At 41.7% G+C, this 17,512-nt stretch carries 20 protein-coding genes; 18 read left to right on the forward strand and 2 right to left on the reverse strand.

Annotated elements, in window-relative coordinates; translation table 11 throughout:
• The 15 genes from ADG81_RS04885 to whiA form a co-directional block, all read left to right on the forward strand.
• The coding region (locus ADG81_RS04885) for an LPXTG cell wall anchor domain-containing protein (protein ID WP_049551079.1) at positions 1-491 on the forward strand (491 nt) is incomplete at its 5' end.
• A gap of 207 nt (positions 492-698) precedes the next feature.
• Positions 699-1,211 (forward strand): adenine phosphoribosyltransferase, encoded by a 513-nt coding sequence (locus tag ADG81_RS04890; RefSeq protein WP_001049318.1) that lies wholly within the window; start codon positions 699-701, stop codon positions 1,209-1,211.
• Positions 1,212-1,544: 333 nt separating this feature from the next.
• Positions 1,545-2,489 carry a homoserine O-acetyltransferase MetA gene (gene metA / locus ADG81_RS04900; RefSeq protein WP_033685405.1) on the forward strand — a complete coding sequence of 315 codons (945 nt, stop codon included), beginning with the start codon at positions 1,545-1,547 and terminating at the stop codon, positions 2,487-2,489.
• Between the two features lie 8 nt (positions 2,490-2,497).
• Positions 2,498-3,175 (forward strand): DnaD domain-containing protein, encoded by a 678-nt coding sequence (locus ADG81_RS04905; RefSeq protein ID WP_049551080.1) that lies wholly within the window; start codon positions 2,498-2,500, stop codon positions 3,173-3,175.
• A gap of 97 nt (positions 3,176-3,272) precedes the next feature.
• Positions 3,273-4,031 (forward strand): triose-phosphate isomerase, encoded by a 759-nt coding sequence (tpiA, locus tag ADG81_RS04910; RefSeq protein ID WP_000087893.1) that lies wholly within the window; start codon positions 3,273-3,275, stop codon positions 4,029-4,031.
• Between the two features lie 37 nt (positions 4,032-4,068).
• Entirely contained in the window at positions 4,069-5,679 is a 1,611-nt protein-coding gene (gene lytC / locus ADG81_RS04915; protein WP_080978044.1) for a choline binding-anchored murein hydrolase LytC, read from the forward strand.
• A 385-nt stretch (positions 5,680-6,064) separates the two neighbouring features.
• Positions 6,065-6,583 carry a Dps family protein gene (locus ADG81_RS04920; protein WP_000229882.1) on the forward strand — a complete coding sequence of 173 codons (519 nt, stop codon included), beginning with the start codon at positions 6,065-6,067 and terminating at the stop codon, positions 6,581-6,583.
• A gap of 131 nt (positions 6,584-6,714) precedes the next feature.
• Positions 6,715-7,221 carry a dihydrofolate reductase gene (locus ADG81_RS04925; RefSeq protein ID WP_049551081.1) on the forward strand — a complete coding sequence of 169 codons (507 nt, stop codon included), beginning with the start codon at positions 6,715-6,717 and terminating at the stop codon, positions 7,219-7,221.
• Positions 7,221-7,391: a hypothetical protein gene (locus ADG81_RS09915; protein WP_000442260.1), complete on the forward strand. Its 171-nt coding sequence runs from the start codon at positions 7,221-7,223 to the stop codon at positions 7,389-7,391. Before ADG81_RS04925 ends, ADG81_RS09915 begins: the two co-directional genes overlap by 1 nt.
• A 36-nt stretch (positions 7,392-7,427) precedes the next feature.
• Positions 7,428-8,660 (forward strand): ATP-dependent Clp protease ATP-binding subunit ClpX, encoded by a 1,233-nt coding sequence (gene clpX, locus ADG81_RS04935; RefSeq protein WP_012972566.1) that lies wholly within the window; start codon positions 7,428-7,430, stop codon positions 8,658-8,660.
• A gap of 8 nt (positions 8,661-8,668) precedes the next feature.
• Positions 8,669-9,256 (forward strand): ribosome biogenesis GTP-binding protein YihA/YsxC, encoded by a 588-nt coding sequence (yihA, locus tag ADG81_RS04940; RefSeq protein ID WP_000422605.1) that lies wholly within the window; start codon positions 8,669-8,671, stop codon positions 9,254-9,256.
• A 10-nt stretch (positions 9,257-9,266) separates the two neighbouring features.
• Positions 9,267-9,647, forward strand: coding sequence for a RidA family protein (locus ADG81_RS04945; protein WP_001140420.1), 381 nt, complete (start codon positions 9,267-9,269; stop codon positions 9,645-9,647).
• Between the two features lie 51 nt (positions 9,648-9,698).
• Positions 9,699-10,589, forward strand: a complete 891-nt coding sequence (rapZ, locus tag ADG81_RS04950) for an RNase adapter RapZ (protein WP_033677894.1) — start codon at positions 9,699-9,701, stop codon at positions 10,587-10,589.
• Positions 10,586-11,563 carry a YvcK family protein gene (locus tag ADG81_RS04955; protein ID WP_023943688.1) on the forward strand — a complete coding sequence of 326 codons (978 nt, stop codon included), beginning with the start codon at positions 10,586-10,588 and terminating at the stop codon, positions 11,561-11,563. Before rapZ ends, ADG81_RS04955 begins: the two co-directional genes overlap by 4 nt.
• On the forward strand, positions 11,560-12,471 hold the full coding sequence (gene whiA / locus ADG81_RS04960; RefSeq protein WP_049546606.1) for a DNA-binding protein WhiA: 912 nt from the start codon (positions 11,560-11,562) through the stop codon (positions 12,469-12,471). The genes ADG81_RS04955 and whiA overlap by 4 nt, the downstream gene beginning before the upstream one ends.
• Positions 12,472-13,102: 631 nt before the next feature.
• Here whiA and ADG81_RS09145 read toward each other — a convergent pair.
• The gene (locus tag ADG81_RS09145; RefSeq protein WP_065427686.1) at positions 13,103-13,192 is read right to left on the reverse strand and encodes a type I addiction module toxin, Fst family; all 90 of its coding nucleotides are present in this window, start codon (positions 13,190-13,192) and stop codon (positions 13,103-13,105) included.
• A gap of 166 nt (positions 13,193-13,358) precedes the next feature.
• Positions 13,359-14,327, reverse strand: coding sequence for an NAD(P)/FAD-dependent oxidoreductase (locus ADG81_RS04965; RefSeq protein ID WP_049551082.1), 969 nt, complete (start codon positions 14,325-14,327; stop codon positions 13,359-13,361).
• A 137-nt stretch (positions 14,328-14,464) separates the two neighbouring features.
• Between ADG81_RS04965 and cdaA the strand changes: the two genes are divergently transcribed.
• The 3 genes from cdaA to glmM are packed head-to-tail and all read left to right on the forward strand — an operon-like array spanning position 14,465 to position 17,465.
• On the forward strand, positions 14,465-15,322 hold the full coding sequence (gene cdaA / locus ADG81_RS04970) for a diadenylate cyclase CdaA (protein WP_049551083.1): 858 nt from the start codon (positions 14,465-14,467) through the stop codon (positions 15,320-15,322).
• Positions 15,309-16,088, forward strand: coding sequence for a CdaR family protein (locus ADG81_RS04975; protein WP_049551084.1), 780 nt, complete (start codon positions 15,309-15,311; stop codon positions 16,086-16,088). Before cdaA ends, ADG81_RS04975 begins: the two co-directional genes overlap by 14 nt.
• Positions 16,089-16,112: 24 nt before the next feature.
• On the forward strand, positions 16,113-17,465 hold the full coding sequence (gene glmM, locus ADG81_RS04980; protein WP_024057226.1) for a phosphoglucosamine mutase: 1,353 nt from the start codon (positions 16,113-16,115) through the stop codon (positions 17,463-17,465).
• Positions 17,466-17,512 lie beyond the last annotated feature (47 nt).

Consider the following 17,512-nt stretch of genomic DNA (forward strand, 5'->3'; position numbering starts at 1 on the left):
GCTTCGTAGAGACTAAGAAATTACCAAATGGTGATACAGAACACATCTACGAAAGAGTGGTAGCACCAACGCCAACACCTACTCCTACTCCAACTCCATTTGAATACAAAGTGATCACTACATTTGTGGATGAAAACGGAGTATTAATTATTCCTGATGAAAATGGTTCACATCCAGGTAAACCATTAGAAAATTATGAACTAGTCCGTACGGAAACAGATGCAAATGGAAATGTTCGCAATGTTTACCGTAAGATTCAATCTCAAAAACCAGTGCAACCGGTAGAGCCAGCAACTCCAGCAATGCCTGAACAGCCAGCTAAACCAGAGGTACCAGCAACTCCAGTACAGCCAACAGCAGTGAAAGAAGCTGAAGGTAAACGCGAATTGCCAAATACTGGTACAGAAGACAATGCAAGCCTAGCAGCACTTGGACTTCTTGGAGTATTGAGTGGATTCGGTCTTGTAGCCCGCAAGAAGAAAGAAGACTAATCTTTCTAATTGACATGATTTGTTTGGAATGAACAGATTATCCTTAAAGCTGATGAATCGATGATTCGTCAGCTTTTTGCTGTTGTTACCAGAGTTACAAAGTGGTAATAGAAATCAGGCTCTCAGAGAGGAAATAATGGTTATAGTTTCTTCTTTTGGTGAAAATATGCTATAATAGAGAGTAAAAACTTTGAAAGAAAGAAAAAGATGAATTTAAAAGATTACATTGCAACAATTGAAAATTATCCAAAGGAAGGAATTACCTTCCGTGATATCAGTCCTTTGATGGCTGATGGAAATGCTTATAGCTACGCTGTTCGTGAAATCGTTCAATATGCTACTGACAAGAAAATCGATATGATCGTAGGGCCTGAAGCTCGTGGTTTTATCGTGGGCTGTCCAGTTGCTTTTGAGTTGGGAATTGGTTTTGCGCCTGTTCGTAAGCCAGGGAAATTGCCACGTGAAGTCATTTCTGCTGACTATGAAAAAGAGTACGGAGTTGATACCTTGACTATGCATGCTGACGCCATTAAGCCAGGTCAACGTGTTCTTATCGTAGATGACCTCTTGGCAACAGGTGGAACTGTTAAGGCAACCATCGAGATGATTGAAAAACTTGGTGGTGTTGTAGCAGGTTGTGCCTTCCTTGTTGAATTGGATGAATTGAACGGCCGTGAAAAAATCGGTGACTACGATTACAAAGTTCTGATGCATTATTAATCAAAAACAGTCCCTAGGGCTGTTTTCTCTACATTAGGATATAAAAATAGACTATAGCTAGTTAGAGAAAAACTATAATTGAAAACTATATCTTCTTGCAGTATAATAAAAGGACTAGGTGTTTGAGATTTAGTTTCATACTCAATGAAAATCAAAGAGCAAACTAGGAAACTAGCCGCAGGTTGCTCAAAACACTGTTTTGAGGTTGTGGATAGAACTGACGAAGTCAGTAACATATCTACGGCAAGGCAACGTTGACGCGGTTTGAAGAGATTTTCGAAGAGTTTCAAACATATGCAATGATTCCTGAAAGAATACAGTTAGGAGAGGGTTATGCCGATTCGAATTGATAAAAAATTACCAGCTGTTGAGATTTTACGGACAGAGAACATCTTTGTCATGGATGATCAACGTGCAGCCCACCAAGATATCCGTCCCTTGAAGATTTTAATTTTAAATCTTATGCCACAGAAAATGGTCACAGAGACCCAGTTGTTACGCCATTTGGCCAATACACCCCTACAACTGGATATTGATTTTCTTTATATGGAAAGCCACCGTTCTAAGACAACTCGTTCAGAGCACATGGAGACCTTTTATAAAACTTTTCCTGAAGTTAAGGACGAGTATTTTGATGGGATGATAATCACGGGTGCTCCAGTTGAGCATTTACCATTTGAGGAAGTGGACTATTGGGAGGAATTCAGTCAGGTAATCGAATGGTCCAAGACCCATGTCTATTCGACCCTTCATATCTGTTGGGGTGCTCAGGCGGGACTCTATCTGCGTTATGGGGTTGAAAAATACCAGATGGACAGTAAGTTATCGGGTATCTATCCTCAGGATGCTTTAAAAGAGGGGCACCTTCTCTTTAGAGGCTTTGACGATAGCTATGTATCCCCTCATTCTCGTCACACGGAGATTTCTAAGGAAGAGGTCTTAAACAAAACCAATCTCGAGATTTTATCAGAGGGTCCTCAGGTTGGAGTTTCGATTTTGGCTAGTCGTGATTTACGAGAAATTTATAGTTTTGGGCATTTGGAATATGATCGTGATACCTTGGCAAATGAATATTTCCGAGATCGTGATGCAGGTCTAGATCCACATATTCCAGAAAATTACTTTAAGGATGACGATGTCAACCAGACACCTTGTCTTTGTTGGTCTTCATCAGCAGCCCTCTTTTTCAGTAACTGGGTGAACTATGCCGTCTATCAGGAAACCCCTTTTGACTGGAGAAAAATAGAAGATGATGCTTCTGCATTTGGGTATTTATAAGAGGAATTATGACATATTTAGACGCTTTTAAATCAGGGAACTTGGTTTTGCCGAGTGCCCTGCTCTTGCATTTTAAGGAACTCTTTCCTTCCAGCGATGATTTTCTGGTCTGGCAATTTTTCTATTTGCAAAATACGACAGGCTTAGAAGAAATGTCGCCAAGCCAGATTGCTGAAAGGATTGGCAAGGAAATTTCAGATGTCAACCAGGCCATTTCTAATCTGACGGAAAGGGGACTGCTTCAGTATCGAACGATCGAATTGAATGGTGAAATTGAATTGCTTTTTGATGCTAGTTTAGCCTTGGAACGATTGGATGACTTGCTTGGAGCTAGTTCTTCGAGTTCAGGTCAGTTGACACCTCAAAACCAGCTCAAGGATTTGGTAGAAACCTTCCAGCAGGAGTTGGGACGCCTGTTGACACCTTTTGAGATTGAGGATTTGACCAAGACACTAAAAGAAGATGGAACCAGTGCTGACTTGATTAAAGAAGCTCTTCGTGAAGCTGTTTTGAATGGCAAACCAAACTGGAAGTACATTCAGGCGATTTTGAGAAACTGGCGCCATGAAGGTATCAAAAGCGTGGCTCAAATTGAGGCTAAGAGAGCAGAGAGAGAAGCAAACAATCCTCAGTTGACACAGGTATCTGCAGATTTCAGAAATGCTATGGATCTCTGGAAGGATTAATCCATGTAAGCAGGCTTGAAATCCGAGTAAGATTTGCAAGCTGTGTCTAATTGTGATAAAATAAATAGAAAATAAATTGAAAAAAGAGGTATGTGAAATGTCACGTAAACCATTTATCGCTGGTAACTGGAAAATGAACAAAAATCCAGAAGAAGCTAAAGCATTCGTTGAAGCAGTTGCATCAAAACTTCCTTCATCAGATCTTGTTGAAGCAGGTATCGCAGCTCCAGCTCTTGATTTGACAACTGTTCTTGCGGCTGCAAAAGGTTCAAACCTTAAAGTTGCTGCTCAAAACTGCTACTTTGAAAATGCAGGTGCCTTCACTGGTGAAACAAGCCCACAAGTTTTGAAAGAAATCGGTACTGACTATGTTGTTATCGGTCACTCAGAACGCCGTGACTACTTCCATGAAACTGACGAAGATATCAACAAAAAAGCAAAAGCAATCTTTGCAAACGGTATGCTTCCAATCATCTGTTGTGGTGAGTCACTTGAAACTTACGAAGCTGGTAAAGCTGCTGAATTTGTAGGTGCTCAAGTATCTGCTGCATTGGCTGGATTGACTGCTGAACAAGTTGCTGCATCAGTTATTGCTTACGAGCCAATCTGGGCTATCGGTACTGGTAAATCAGCTTCACAAGACGATGCACAAAAAATGTGTAAAGTTGTTCGTGACGTTGTAGCTGCTGACTTCGGTCAAGAAGTTGCAGACAAAGTTCGTGTTCAATACGGTGGTTCTGTTAAACCTGAAAACGTTGCTTCATACATGGCTTGCCCAGACGTTGACGGTGCCCTTGTTGGTGGTGCGTCACTTGAAGCTGAAAGCTTCTTGGCATTGCTTGACTTTGTAAAATAATTAGTAAGTAGCAAAAGCTAGGTGGAACAGCATTCAGATGTCTGTTCCATTTTTTGTAGAGGAGGAAAGATTGAAAACAAAGATTGGGAAAATTGGATTAGCAGGTGCCTTTTTGCTTGGGTTGGCAGTCAATCAAGTGGCTGCAAATGAAGCTGAAGTGAAAGCCTCTTCGGAAGAAAGCAGTGTGCAAGCTTCTTCTAGCAAGGTAGAAGAAAAGAAATCAGAAACAACTGCAAGTCAAAAAGAAGAAGAGAAAAAAGTTGAGACTTCTTCTAGTCAGCGTCCAGAGAAAAAGGAAGAAGTCAAAGAGACGCGAGCTAGTAGTCAGAAAGAAGAAAGTAAACCAAATTCAACATCAGCACACTGGGAGGGTGACTTCTATGTAAAAGCAGATGGTTCCAAAGCTAAGAGTGAATGGATTTTCGATACTAACTACAATAGTTGGTTTTATATAAAGTCTGATGGTCGTTATGCCCAAAAAGAATGGCATGGAAATTATTACCTCAAAGCGGGTGGTTACATGGCTAAAAATGAATGGGTTTATGATAACCAATATAAGAGCTGGTTCTACCTCAAGGCAGACGGTTCTTATGCAAATCAAGAATGGCAGAAAATTAGTGGCAAATGGTACTATTTCAAGAAATGGGGCTATATGGCTAAAAGCCAGTGGCAAGGAAATTATTTCTTGAATGGTCAAGGTGCCATGATGCAAAACGAATGGCTTTACGATCCAGCTTATTCTTCTTATTTCTATCTTAAGGCAGATGGTTCTTACGCTAATGAACAGTGGCAAAAGATTGATGGCAAGTGGTATTATTTCAAGAAGTGGGGTTACATGGCCAAAGATGAGTGGCAGGGTAACTACTATTTGACAGGAAGTGGTGCCATGGCTACAGGTGAGTTAGTGATGGACGATACTCGTTATACTTTTGCTGATTCAGGGGAACTGAAAGAAAAGAAAGCCTTGAATGTTGGTTGGGTTTATCGAAACGGACACCGTTACTTCTTTAACCATCGTGAAGAACAAGTTGGAACAGACCGTGCTAAGAAGGTGATTGATGTCAGTGAGCATAATGGCCGCATTAGTGATTGGAAAAAGGTTATCCAGGAAAATGGGGTTGACGGCGTTATTGTTCGCTTGGGATATAGTGGTGTAGAAGATAAGGAATTGGCTTATAATATTCAAGAATTTAATCGACTAGGCATTCCTTATGGTGTTTATCTTTATACCTATGCAGAAAATGAAACAGATGCTGAGAATGATGCCAAACAGACTATTGAACTCTTGAAAAAATACAAGATGAACTTGTCTTATCCAATTTACTATGATGTTGAAAACTGGGAATATGAAAATAAATCTAAGAAAGCTCCATCAGATACAGACACTTGGGTTAAAATCATCAATAAGTATATGGAAACCATGAAAAAAGCAGGTTATCAAAATGTGAAAGTTTATAGCTATCGTCAACTTTTACAAACTCGTTTGAATCATCCAAATATTTTACAACATGTAAACTGGGTTGCAGCCTATACGGATGCGCTTGATTGGAATAATCCTCATTATTCAGGAGAAAAAGGATGGCAATATACTTCATCTGACCTTCTCAAAGGGATTCGAGGACGTGTGGATGTCAGCGTCTGGTATTAAGCTGTAAAACTGAGAAAGAGAGTGGGACAGAAATCGGTAATTCGTTAGAATTTGATTTCGTCGTACCACCTCCGCACAGTTGAGTAGGGCTGTAAAAGCTGATGAAATCAGCGTAGTAGAGCCCACTCAACTACTGCGTCTTGCTTGACAATCCAAAGATAATTGAGAGGCTAGGGCTTTTGTCCCAGCCTCTTTTCTTTATTTTATCTCTGTTAAGAGAGTTTGAAAGTGACTGGATTTCATTCTAAAAAATTCTTAAATTATCAGTCTATTGCAACTTTTCTCATGTGAGTCATTTGGCTTGCTATTGGTTTTCCTTAGTAGTATACTAAGGTAGTAATCATTAAGAAGTGGTTACAAATAATAATGAATGAGGTAAAATAAAATGGTAGAATTGAAAAAAGAAGCAGTAAAAGACGTAACATCATTGACAAAAGCAGCGCCAGTAGCATTGGCAAAAACAAAGGAAGTATTGAACCAAGCTGTTGCTGATTTGTATGTGGCCCATGTGGCTTTGCACCAAGTACACTGGTACATGCGTGGTCGTGGTTTCCTTGTATGGCATCCAAAAATGGATGAGTATATGGAAGCTCTTGATGGTCAATTGGATGAAATCAGCGAACGCTTGATTACACTTGGTGGTAGCCCATTCTCTACATTGACAGAATTCCTTCAAAACAGTGAAATCGAAGAAGAAGCTGGTGAATACCGTAATGTTGAAGAAAGCTTGGAACGTGTCCTTGCTATCTACCGTTACTTGTCAGAACTCTTCCAAAAAGGTTTGGATGTTACTGATGAAGAAGGTGACGATGTGACAAACGGTATCTTTACAGATGCTAAAACTGAAACTGATAAAACAATCTGGATGCTTGCCGCAGAACTTGGACAAGCACCTGGTTTGTAAGAAATAGAATAATCATATAAAAATCTGTAGGATGCCTCTTACAGATTTTTTTCTATTCTGTAAGCTATTCCAAACCAGTCTTTTTTTGAGTTTTTTGATAAAATAGTACTATCAGTGAAAAGGATGGAAGCATGACTAAGAAAATCGTAGCTATTTGGGCCCAGGATGAAGAGGGTGTGATTGGTAAGGACAATCGTCTGCCTTGGTATTTGCCAGCAGAATTGCAACACTTTAAAGAAACAACTCTGAATCATGCTATCTTGATGGGGCGTGTGACCTTTGATGGGATGGGTCGTCGCTTGCTTCCAAAACGGGAGACCTTGATTTTGACACGTAACCCGGAAGAAAAGATAGATGGTGTTACTACTTTTTATGATGTCCAGTCTGTCTTGGACTGGTATCAGGCTCAAGACAAGAATCTCTATATTCTCGGTGGGAAGCAAATTTTTCAGGCTTTTGAACCCTACCTTGATGAAGTGATTATGACTCAAATTCATACTCGGGTGGAGGGAGATACCTATTTCCCTGAAGAGTTTGACTTGTCTCTTTTTGAGACAGTTTCAAGCAAATCCTATACCAAAGATGAGAAGAATCCTTATGATTTTACCATCCAATACCGCAAGAGAAAGGAAGTCTAATGGAACGTAGTATATTTGGTTTTTTTACAGCCATGCTGTGTTTGGTCTGCTTGCTTGCTGGAGCACAGGCTTTTCGTAAAAAGCGCTATGGACTTTCTGTCCTGCTCTGGTTAAATGCCTTTACCAATTTGGTCAATAGTATCCATGCTTTTTACATGACCTTATTTTAGATAGAATGACAGTATAGAATAGAACGGAAGGAAATCATGCCTACAAATAGGAATAATGATATGATGGTTTATTGCTCATTTTGTGGCAAAAGCCAAGAAGAAGTACAAAAGATAATCGCAGGTAACAACGCCTTTATCTGTAATGAATGTGTGGAGTTAGCCCAGGAAATCATTCGTGAGGAGTTGGCGGAAGAAGTCTTGGCAGACTTGTCTGAAGTTCCAAAACCAATCGAACTCCTCCATATCTTGAACCACTATGTAATTGGTCAAGATCGTGCCAAACGTGCCTTGGCAGTGGCAGTTTACAACCACTACAAACGTATCAATTTCCACGATACGCGTGAAGAGTCAGAAGATGTGGATTTGCAGAAGTCAAACATCTTGATGATTGGCCCAACTGGTTCAGGGAAAACTTTCCTGGCTCAGACCTTGGCTAAGAGCTTAAATGTGCCTTTTGCGATTGCGGATGCGACAGCTCTTACCGAGGCTGGTTATGTGGGTGAGGACGTGGAAAATATTCTTCTCAAACTCTTGCAGGCTGCTGACTTTAACATTGAACGTGCAGAGCGTGGCATTATCTATGTGGATGAAATTGACAAGATTGCTAAGAAGAGTGAGAACGTGTCTATCACACGTGATGTTTCTGGTGAAGGCGTGCAACAAGCCCTTCTCAAGATTATCGAAGGAACTGTTGCTAGCGTGCCGCCTCAAGGTGGACGCAAACATCCGCAACAAGAGATGATTCAAGTGGATACCAAAAATATTCTCTTCATCGTGGGTGGTGCTTTTGATGGCATTGAAGAAATTGTCAAACAACGTCTGGGTGAAAAAGTCATCGGATTTGGTCAAAATAATAAAGCGATTGACGAAAACAGCTCTTACATGCAAGAAATCATCGCAGAAGATATTCAAAAATTTGGTATTATCCCTGAGTTGATTGGACGCTTGCCTGTTTTTGCTGCTCTTGAGCAATTGACGGTTGATGACTTGGTTCGTATCTTGAAAGAGCCAAGAAATGCCTTGGTCAAACAATACCAAACCTTGCTTTCTTATGATGATGTCGAGTTGGAATTTGACGACGAAGCCCTTCAAGAAATCGCCAATAAGGCTATCGAACGCAAAACTGGTGCGCGTGGTCTTCGCTCGATCATCGAAGAAACCATGCTAGACGTCATGTTTGAAGTACCGAGTCAGGAAAATGTGAAATTGGTTCGCATCACAAAAGAAGCTGTCGATGGAACGGATAAACCAATCTTGGAAACAGCCTAGAGGTGACTATGGAACTTAATACACACAATGCTGAAATCTTGCTCAGTGCGGCTAATAAATCCCACTATCCTCAGGATGAACTGCCAGAGATTGCCCTAGCAGGGCGTTCAAATGTTGGTAAATCTAGCTTTATCAATACCATGCTGAACCGCAAGAATCTAGCCCGAACATCAGGTAAACCTGGTAAAACCCAGCTTCTCAACTTCTTTAATATCGATGATAAGATGCGCTTTGTGGATGTGCCTGGTTATGGCTATGCCCGTGTTTCTAAAAAGGAACGTGAAAAGTGGGGGCGCATGATTGAGGAGTACCTAACGACTCGGGAAAATCTCCGTGCAGTGGTCAGTCTAGTTGACCTTCGTCATGACCCGTCAGCAGATGATGTGCAGATGTACGAATTTCTTAAGTATTATGAGATTCCAGTCATCATTGTGGCGACCAAGGCAGACAAGATTCCACGTGGTAAATGGAACAAGCACGAATCAGCAATCAAAAAGAAATTAAACTTTGACCCAAGTGACGACTTCATCCTCTTTTCATCTGTCAGCAAGGCAGGGATGGATGAGGCTTGGGATGCAATCTTAGAAAAATTGTGAGGAAAAGAAAATGGCAAAAACAATTCATACAGATAAGGCCCCAAAGGCTATCGGACCCTATGTTCAAGGAAAAATCGTTGGCAACCTTTTGTTTGCTAGTGGTCAAGTTCCTCTCTCTCCTGAAACTGGGGAAATCGTTGGAGAAACGATTCAAGAACAGACAGAACAAGTCTTGAAAAACATTGGTGCTATTTTGGCAGAAGCAGGAACTGACTTTGACCATGTTGTCAAAACAACTTGCTTCTTGAGCGATATGAACGACTTTGTTCCTTTTAACGAGGTTTACCAAACGGCCTTTAAAGAGGAATTTCCAGCTCGTTCAGCAGTAGAGGTAGCTCGTCTTCCTCGTGATGTAAAAGTCGAAATCGAAGTCATCGCAGAGATTGGATAAGCTAGTTGAAGTTTGGTGTTGCCAAACTTCTTTTGATATAAGGAGAGATAGATGACAAAGAAACAACTTCACTTGGTGATTGTGACAGGAATGAGTGGTGCAGGGAAAACAGTTGCCATTCAGTCCTTCGAAGATTTGGGTTATTTTACTATTGATAATATGCCTCCAGCTCTCTTGCCTAAGTTTTTGCAGTTGGTGGAAACAAAGGAAGACGACCATAAGTTGGCCTTGGTAGTAGATATGCGTAGCCGTTCTTTCTTCTCAGAGATTCAAGATGTTTTGGATGAGTTGGAAAACAAGGAAGAACTGGACTTTAAAATTCTCTTTTTGGATGCAGCTGATAAAGAATTGGTCGCGCGTTACAAGGAAACCAGACGGAGTCACCCACTAGCTGCAGATGGTCGGATTTTGGATGGAATCAAGCTGGAACGTGAGCTCTTGGCGCCTTTGAAAAATATGAGCCAAAATGTGGTGGATACGACTGAACTCACTCCACGTGAGCTGCGCAAAACCCTTGCAGAGCAGTTTTCAGATCAAGAGCAAGCCCAGTCTTTCCGTATCGAAGTCATGTCTTTTGGCTTTAAATATGGAATCCCGATTGATGCAGATTTAGTCTTTGATGTTCGATTCTTGCCAAATCCCTACTATCTACCAGAACTGCGTAATCAAACGGGAGTGGATGAGCCAGTGTACGACTATGTCATGAACCATCCTGAGTCCGAAGACTTTTATCAACATTTATTGGCCTTGATTGAGCCGATTTTGCCAAGTTACCAAAAGGAAGGTAAGTCTGTTTTGACTATTGCCATGGGTTGTACGGGTGGGCAACACCGTAGTGTGGCCTTTGCTAAACGCTTGGCGCAGGACTTATCCAAGAATTGGCCTGTTAATGAAGGGCATCGCGACAAAGACCGAAGAAAGGAAACGGTAAACCGTTCATGAGAAAACCAAAGATAACGGTGATTGGTGGAGGAACTGGGATCCCTGTCATTCTTAAGAGTCTGCGTGAAAAAGATGTGGAAATCGCTGCTATCGTAACGGTGGCGGATGATGGCGGTTCATCAGGTGAACTCCGAAAAAATATGCAGCAATTGACACCGCCAGGGGATCTTCGCAATGTCCTTGTGGCCATGTCGGATATGCCAAAATTTTATGAAAAGGTCTTTCAGTATCGCTTTTCTGAGGATGCCGGAGCCTTTGCTGGCCATCCATTGGGCAATCTCATTATTGCAGGTCTGTCAGAAATGCAGGGGTCGACCTATAATGCCATGCAGTTGCTAAGCAAATTTTTCCACACAACTGGGAAGATTTATCCTTCCAGTGACCATCCCTTGACCCTTCATGCAGTCTTCCAGGACGGGACAGAGGTGGCTGGAGAGAGTCATATTGCAGACCATCCAGGCATGATTGATCATGTTTATGTGACCAATACCCTCAACGATGATACGCCTCTGGCTAGCCGTCGAGTAGTGCAGACCATTCTTGAAAGTGACATGATTGTCCTAGGTCCTGGTTCTCTCTTTACCTCTATTTTGCCCAATATCGTGATTAAGGAAATCGGGCAGGCGCTTTTGGAAACCAAGGCAGAAATCGCCTATGTCTGCAATATCATGACTCAACGTGGGGAGACGGAACACTTTACAGATAGCGACCATGTGGAAGTCTTGCATCGTCATCTTGGCAGACCTTTTATCGACACTGTCTTGGTGAATATCGAAAAAGTGCCTCAGGAATACATGAATTCCAACCGTTTTGATGAATATTTGGTCCAGGTGGAACATGATTTTGCTGGTCTTTGTAAGCAAGTTCCGCGTGTGATTTCATCCAACTTCCTTCGTCTGGAAAATGGGGGTGCCTTCCACGATGGAGATTTGATCGTGGATGAGTTGATGCGCATTATAAAGGTGAGAAAATGAGTTTCACAGTAGCAGTAAAAGAAGAAATTCTAGGTCAGCACCATCTGAGCCGGCATGAATTATCTGCCATTATCAAGATGTCTGGTAGCATCGGTCTTTCGACTTCGGGCTTGACCTTGTCTGTCGTGACAGAAAATGCCAAACTGGCTCGGCACCTCTATGAGTCCTTTCTCCATTTCTACGAAATCAAATCGGAAATCCGACACCACCAACGGAGCAATCTTCGTAAGAATCGGGTCTATACCGTTTTTACAGATGAAAAGGTGCAGGACTTATTGAGTGATTTGCACTTGGCAGACTCGTTCTTTGGTCTGGAAACAGGTATTGATGGGGCGATTTTATCAGACGAGGAAGCAGGCCGTGCCTATCTCTGTGGCGCTTTCTTGGCAAATGGCAGCATTCGTGACCCTGAGTCAGGCAAGTACCAGTTGGAAATCAGTTCTGTTTATCTGGACCACGCGCAAGGGATTGCCTCTCTTCTCCAGCAGTTTTTACTGGATGCCAAGGTGCTTGAACGCAAGAAGGGGGCTGTGACCTATCTCCAGCGAGCCGAAGATATTATGGACTTCTTGATTGTCATCGGAGCCATGAAGGCGCGTGATGATTTTGAGCGAGTTAAGATTTTACGAGAAACCCGTAACGACCTTAATCGTGCTAATAATGCTGAAACGGCGAATATTGCTCGGACAGTTTCTGCCAGCATGAAGACTATCAACAATATCAGCAAAATCAAAGATATCATGGGCCTAGAAAATCTACCAGTAGATTTGCAGGAGGTAGCGCAGTTGCGAATTCAGCACCCAGATTACTCTATCCAGCAGTTAGCAGATAGTCTCAGCACTCCTCTGACCAAAAGTGGTGTTAACCACAGACTCAGAAAAATCAATAAGATAGCCGATGAGTTATAAAGATATAAAACAAGCCCTTGAATTATCAGTGTGATTGGTTGATTCCATTTTTAACAGACTGATGTCGCTAGTTTACAAAATATTAACCTGTTTCTTGACAATTGAACAGAGCATGTGAGATAATAAAGAGGAATTGAGTACTAGTTCTATATCATGGACTAAGAAAAGACCCCGAGCTAACTTCCACATTAAGCTTGGGGTCTTTTTTGACACTATTTGTACTTGTTTAGCCATTTATAGTAGATTGAATCTACATTAGTTTGTCATGGCTGCCAAAATATTTATAGAAAGTAATTTGACTTTCCTAATCGATTTATTCACATCTTATTTCAATCTACTATATTGACTAAGCAAAGAACGACACTGGCCACAATTGGTCCGATGATAGTTTTGAGTATTAATTCCATCATGGGCTATCTCACCTCCTTTCGTAGGCGGTGTAGAAGTGCCGTAAATATTATAGCGCATTTATAATTCAGCATGTCAGAGATTTCTTTTGACAACTGAAGATGGATGTGAGATAATAGTGGAGAAGTGAAGATGTAGTCTACCATAACTACAAAAAAGCCCCTGCTGATAACCACAAAAGCAAGGGCTTTTTCTAGTCTACGCTAGAAAGGTGGGTTGGTCGCTATTTCTTGTTTAGCCATTTTTCGATGACTATCAGGATGATACCGATCACCAAGGGTAGAATAATATTTGTGAAGATGTAATCTACCATAGGCTCCACCTCCCTTCTAAGGCAGATGTGCCGTAAAATATTATATCACATGTTCTATCAGTTTGATAAGCATTTTTATTTTTGAAAAAGACGGGGAAAGGTATGAGCTAATCAGATCGTAGATGAACTATAAAACCACGAATCCTATGTGACTCGTGGTTCTTTTTTATAAACTGGTTGAGTGTTTTGGTTGTACCTTTTGTTCTGGGTCAATGTAGTTGATGGCATTGTTAACAGCGGTTGGTGCCTCTCCAAGCCCTGTCGCAATCAAGTCAATTTTTCCGTCATAGTAGCAACAGTCACCGATAGCATAGATACCTGCTTTGCTGGATTCTTGCTTGCTATTGACGATAATCTTGTGACGGTTGAGGTCCAGACCCCAGTTTTTAAGGTTACCGACAGAAGATTTGAAACCATAGTTGACAAAGAGGTGGTCTAGGTCAATCGTTTCTGTTTCATCAGATTTAACTTTTGTGATTTCAAGTTTATCGAGCGTTTTTCCATCTCCAAGGAGTTGGCTAGGGACGAATGGTGTTTTGATGGTCACAGATGATTCTTGCAAGGCTTGGACACTGTGTTCCAAGGCACGGAAATTATCTCTGCGGTGGACAAGGGTAGTTGGCGCAATTTTTTCAAAAGCCAAAGCCCAATCCACAGCTGAGTCTCCCCCGCCAAGAATTGTCACTTTCTTACCAGCATATTGCTGGATGTTGGAAACGTGGTAGTGGATATTTTCATAGCCCTCAACGCCTTCTAGTTCCAGCGGACGTGGTTTGAAGGCACCGCCACCCATAGCGATGATAACAGTTTTAGACAGGTGACTTCCTTTAGAAGTTGTAATTACAAAGCCTTCTTCTTGTTTTTCAATCTCAAGAACCGTTTCGTTGAGATGAATAGGGGTATCAAAGCCATTTAATTGCTCGATTAGACGGTTAGTCAACTCTTCTCCAGTCAGATTTGGGAAACCTGGGACGTCTAGGATTTCCTTTTCAGGATAGAGAATAGCAGGTTGTCCACCTAGTTGGGGAAGAGAGTCGATGATTTGGACCTTGGCTTGGCGTAGGTGGGCATAGAAGGCTGCAAAAAGCCCGACGGGACCACCACCTACAATGGTAATATCATAGAGTTGAGACATGGTTTCTCCTTTGTTTTTTCTAGTAAGTTTATTTTATCATATTTTTCCCTAATTTAAAATGAAGTAGGATAGGGAAAAAAATGCCAGAAAAATGGTATAATAGAAAGGAACGTGTTTGGACAGAGAGGAGACAGTAGATGAACTTTCAACAATTATCCAACCTGCAATATTGGACTAGCTTGTTTTCTAGTCCTTGGAGTATTGCCATCAATCTGTTTGATATTTTGATTGTGGCCTATATTTTATATCGTTTTACAAAAGCGATAGCTGGCACCAAGATTATGATTTTGGTGCGTGGGGTCGTGATTTTTGTATTAGCCCAGGTTGTGGCCAATATCCTTGGTTTAACAACGATTTCTTGGTTGATTAATCAGATTATCACCTATGGGGTTATTGCTGCGGTTGTTATCTTCTCTCCAGAGATTCGGACTGGTTTGGAACGCTTGGGAAGGGCGACAGATTTCTTTTCTACTGCTCAAATTAGTGCAGAGGAGCAAATGATTTGTGCCTTTGTCAAGTCGGTTGAATATATGAGTCCCCGTAAGATTGGTGCTCTGGTTGCCATTCAACGAGTTCGGACCTTACAAGAATACATCGCGACAGGGATTCCTTTGGATGCCAATATTTCGGCAGAACTCCTCATCAATATTTTTATTCCCAACACTCCTCTACACGATGGTGCTGTGATTATCAGAGAAAATCGAATAGCAGTAACCTCTGCCTATCTGCCCTTGACAGAAAGTACAGGGATTTCCAAGGAATTTGGGACCAGACACCGGGCGGCTATCGGTTTATCAGAAGTATCAGATGCCTTGACCTTTATCGTCTCAGAGGAAACAGGTGGCATTTCTATTACCTATAATGGGGTTTTCAAGCACGACTTGACGATTGAAGAATTTGAAGCAGAGCTACGAGCAATTCTTTTGCCAGCTGTTGAGGAAAAAGTCAGTTTCAAGGACCGTTTGTTAGGAGGTTGGAAATATGAGAAAAAATAGTCTATATATCATTTCATCTCTCTTTTTTGCTTGTGTCTTATTTATCTATGCAACGTCAACCAACTTTCAAAATAGCAATACCGCAAGGCAGGTCAAATCAGAAACCTACACCAATACGATAACGAACGTTCCTATCGATATTCACTATGATGCTGACCAGTATTTCATTAGTGGATTTGCATCAGAAGTTTCAGTGATATTAACCGGAGCTAATCGTGTGACCTTGGCCAGCGAAATGCAGGAGAGCACTCGTAAGTTTAAGGTAACTGCTGATTTGACGGATGCCAGTGTTGGAACGATTGAAGTTCCCTTGAACATTGAAAATCTTCCAAGTGGATTGACCGCTGTGGCAACGCCTCAAAAGATTACAGTGAAAGTTGGGAAGAAGGTTAAGCGAGATGGGATGATTGTTGTGCCACAAGTTGACCAAAGCCAGATTGATCCCAAGCTACAAATTGATAGTGTAACCGTGTCAAACGAACGAGTTTCTGTCACAACTGACCAAGAAACATTAGCTAAAATTGATCGTATTATTGCGCTTTTACCAACTAGCGAACGTATAACAGGTAATTACAGTGGTTCAGTACCTTTGCAGGCAATCGACCGCAATGGTGTTGTCTTACCGGCAGTTATTACTCCGTTCGATACAACAATGAAGGTGACTACAAAACCAGTAGCACCAAGTGCAAGCACATCAAATTCAACTACAAGCAGTTCATCGGAGACATCTTCGTCAACGAAAGCAACTAGTTCAAAAACAAATTAAAAAAAGAAAAAGGATTTTATAAAAATGGGTAAATATTTTGGGACTGATGGAGTCCGTGGAGAAGCTAACGTAGAATTAACGCCAGAATTGGCCTTTAAACTAGGACGTTTTGGAGGCTATGTTCTTAGCCAACATGAAACGGAAGCACCGAAAGTCTTTGTAGGACGTGATACACGTATTTCTGGGGAAATGCTAGAATCTGCCTTGGTGGCAGGTCTCCTCTCTGTAGGGATTCACGTATACAAACTAGGCGTTTTGGCAACACCAGCAGTAGCTTACTTGGTTAAAACTGAAGGAGCAAGTGCAGGTGTCATGATTTCTGCCAGCCACAACCCAGCCCTTGATAATGGGATTAAGTTCTTTGGTGGTGATGGTTTCAAACTAGACGACGAAAAAGAAGCAGAAATTGAAGCCCTGCTCGATGCTGCGGAAGATACTCTTCCTCGTCCAAGTGCTGAAGGCTTGGGAACCTTGGTAGATTATCCAGAAGGCTTGCGTAAGTATGAAGGATATCTTGTTTCAACTGGAACTCCTCTTGAAGGAATGAAGGTTGCCTTGGATACGGCCAATGGTGCAGCTTCTACAAGTGCCCGTCAAATCTTTGCAGATCTTGGCGCTCAATTGACGGTTATCGGGGAAACACCAGACGGTCTTAACATCAATCTTAATGTTGGTTCAACCCACCCAGAAGCCCTTCAAGAAGTGGTCAAAGAAAGCGGATCAGCGATTGGTTTGGCCTTTGACGGAGACAGTGACCGTTTGATTGCTGTTGATGAGAATGGTGAGATCGTTGATGGTGACAAAATCATGTACATCATAGGGAAATACCTTTCTGAAAAAGGACAATTGGCCCAAAATACAATCGTGACAACTGTTATGTCCAACCTTGGTTTCCACAAGGCCTTGGACCGTGAAGGCATTAACAAGGCAGTCACTGCAGTTGGCGACCGCTATGTTGTGGAAGAAATGAGAAAATCAGGCTACAACCTCGGTGGTGAACAGTCTGGTCACGTCATCTTGATGGACTACAATACAACAGGTGATGGTCAATTATCAGCTGTTCAATTGACAAAAATCATGAAGGAAACTGGTAAGAGCCTGTCAGAGTTAGCAGCAGAAGTAACCATCTATCCACAAAAATTAGTCAATATCCGAGTGGAAAATGCCATGAAGGAAAAGGCTATGGAAGTGCCAGCTATTAAGGCTATCATCGAGAAGATGGAAGCTGAAATGGCAGGGAATGGCCGTATCCTTGTTCGTCCAAGTGGAACAGAGCCCCTCTTGCGTGTTATGGCAGAAGCTCCTACAACAGAAGAAGTGGACTACTATGTTGATACCATCGCAGACGTAGTTCGAGCTGAAATCGGGATTGACTAAATCCTAGAAAACTAGATGAAAATAAAAAATTATGGTACAATAGCTTA

It is taken from the genome of Streptococcus pseudopneumoniae (assembly GCF_001070815.1).
In the GTDB taxonomy this organism is placed as follows: Bacteria; Bacillota; Bacilli; order Lactobacillales; family Streptococcaceae; genus Streptococcus; species Streptococcus pseudopneumoniae_P.

Excerpts from the sequence above, each read along its gene's own strand:
- ADG81_RS04890 (WP_001049318.1), top strand. The coding sequence starts at position 699 with ATGAATTTAAAAGATTACATTGCAACAATTGAAAATTATCCAAAGGAA.
- metA (WP_033685405.1), top strand. The coding sequence starts at position 1,545 with ATGCCGATTCGAATTGATAAAAAATTACCAGCTGTTGAGATTTTACGG.
- ADG81_RS04905 (WP_049551080.1), top strand. The coding sequence starts at position 2,498 with ATGACATATTTAGACGCTTTTAAATCAGGGAACTTGGTTTTGCCGAGT.
- tpiA (WP_000087893.1), top strand. The coding sequence starts at position 3,273 with ATGTCACGTAAACCATTTATCGCTGGTAACTGGAAAATGAACAAAAAT.
- lytC (WP_080978044.1), top strand. The coding sequence starts at position 4,069 with ATGTCTGTTCCATTTTTTGTAGAGGAGGAAAGATTGAAAACAAAGATT.
- ADG81_RS04920 (WP_000229882.1), top strand. The coding sequence starts at position 6,065 with ATGGTAGAATTGAAAAAAGAAGCAGTAAAAGACGTAACATCATTGACA.
- ADG81_RS04925 (WP_049551081.1), top strand. The coding sequence starts at position 6,715 with ATGACTAAGAAAATCGTAGCTATTTGGGCCCAGGATGAAGAGGGTGTG.
- ADG81_RS09915 (WP_000442260.1), top strand. The coding sequence starts at position 7,221 with ATGGAACGTAGTATATTTGGTTTTTTTACAGCCATGCTGTGTTTGGTC.
- clpX (WP_012972566.1), top strand. The coding sequence starts at position 7,428 with ATGCCTACAAATAGGAATAATGATATGATGGTTTATTGCTCATTTTGT.
- yihA (WP_000422605.1), top strand. The coding sequence starts at position 8,669 with ATGGAACTTAATACACACAATGCTGAAATCTTGCTCAGTGCGGCTAAT.
- ADG81_RS04945 (WP_001140420.1), top strand. The coding sequence starts at position 9,267 with ATGGCAAAAACAATTCATACAGATAAGGCCCCAAAGGCTATCGGACCC.
- rapZ (WP_033677894.1), top strand. The coding sequence starts at position 9,699 with ATGACAAAGAAACAACTTCACTTGGTGATTGTGACAGGAATGAGTGGT.
- ADG81_RS04955 (WP_023943688.1), top strand. The coding sequence starts at position 10,586 with ATGAGAAAACCAAAGATAACGGTGATTGGTGGAGGAACTGGGATCCCT.
- whiA (WP_049546606.1), top strand. The coding sequence starts at position 11,560 with ATGAGTTTCACAGTAGCAGTAAAAGAAGAAATTCTAGGTCAGCACCAT.
- ADG81_RS09145 (WP_065427686.1), bottom strand. The coding sequence starts at position 13,192 with ATGGTAGATTACATCTTCACAAATATTATTCTACCCTTGGTGATCGGT.
- ADG81_RS04965 (WP_049551082.1), bottom strand. The coding sequence starts at position 14,327 with ATGTCTCAACTCTATGATATTACCATTGTAGGTGGTGGTCCCGTCGGG.
- cdaA (WP_049551083.1), top strand. The coding sequence starts at position 14,465 with ATGAACTTTCAACAATTATCCAACCTGCAATATTGGACTAGCTTGTTT.
- ADG81_RS04975 (WP_049551084.1), top strand. The coding sequence starts at position 15,309 with ATGAGAAAAAATAGTCTATATATCATTTCATCTCTCTTTTTTGCTTGT.
- glmM (WP_024057226.1), top strand. The coding sequence starts at position 16,113 with ATGGGTAAATATTTTGGGACTGATGGAGTCCGTGGAGAAGCTAACGTA.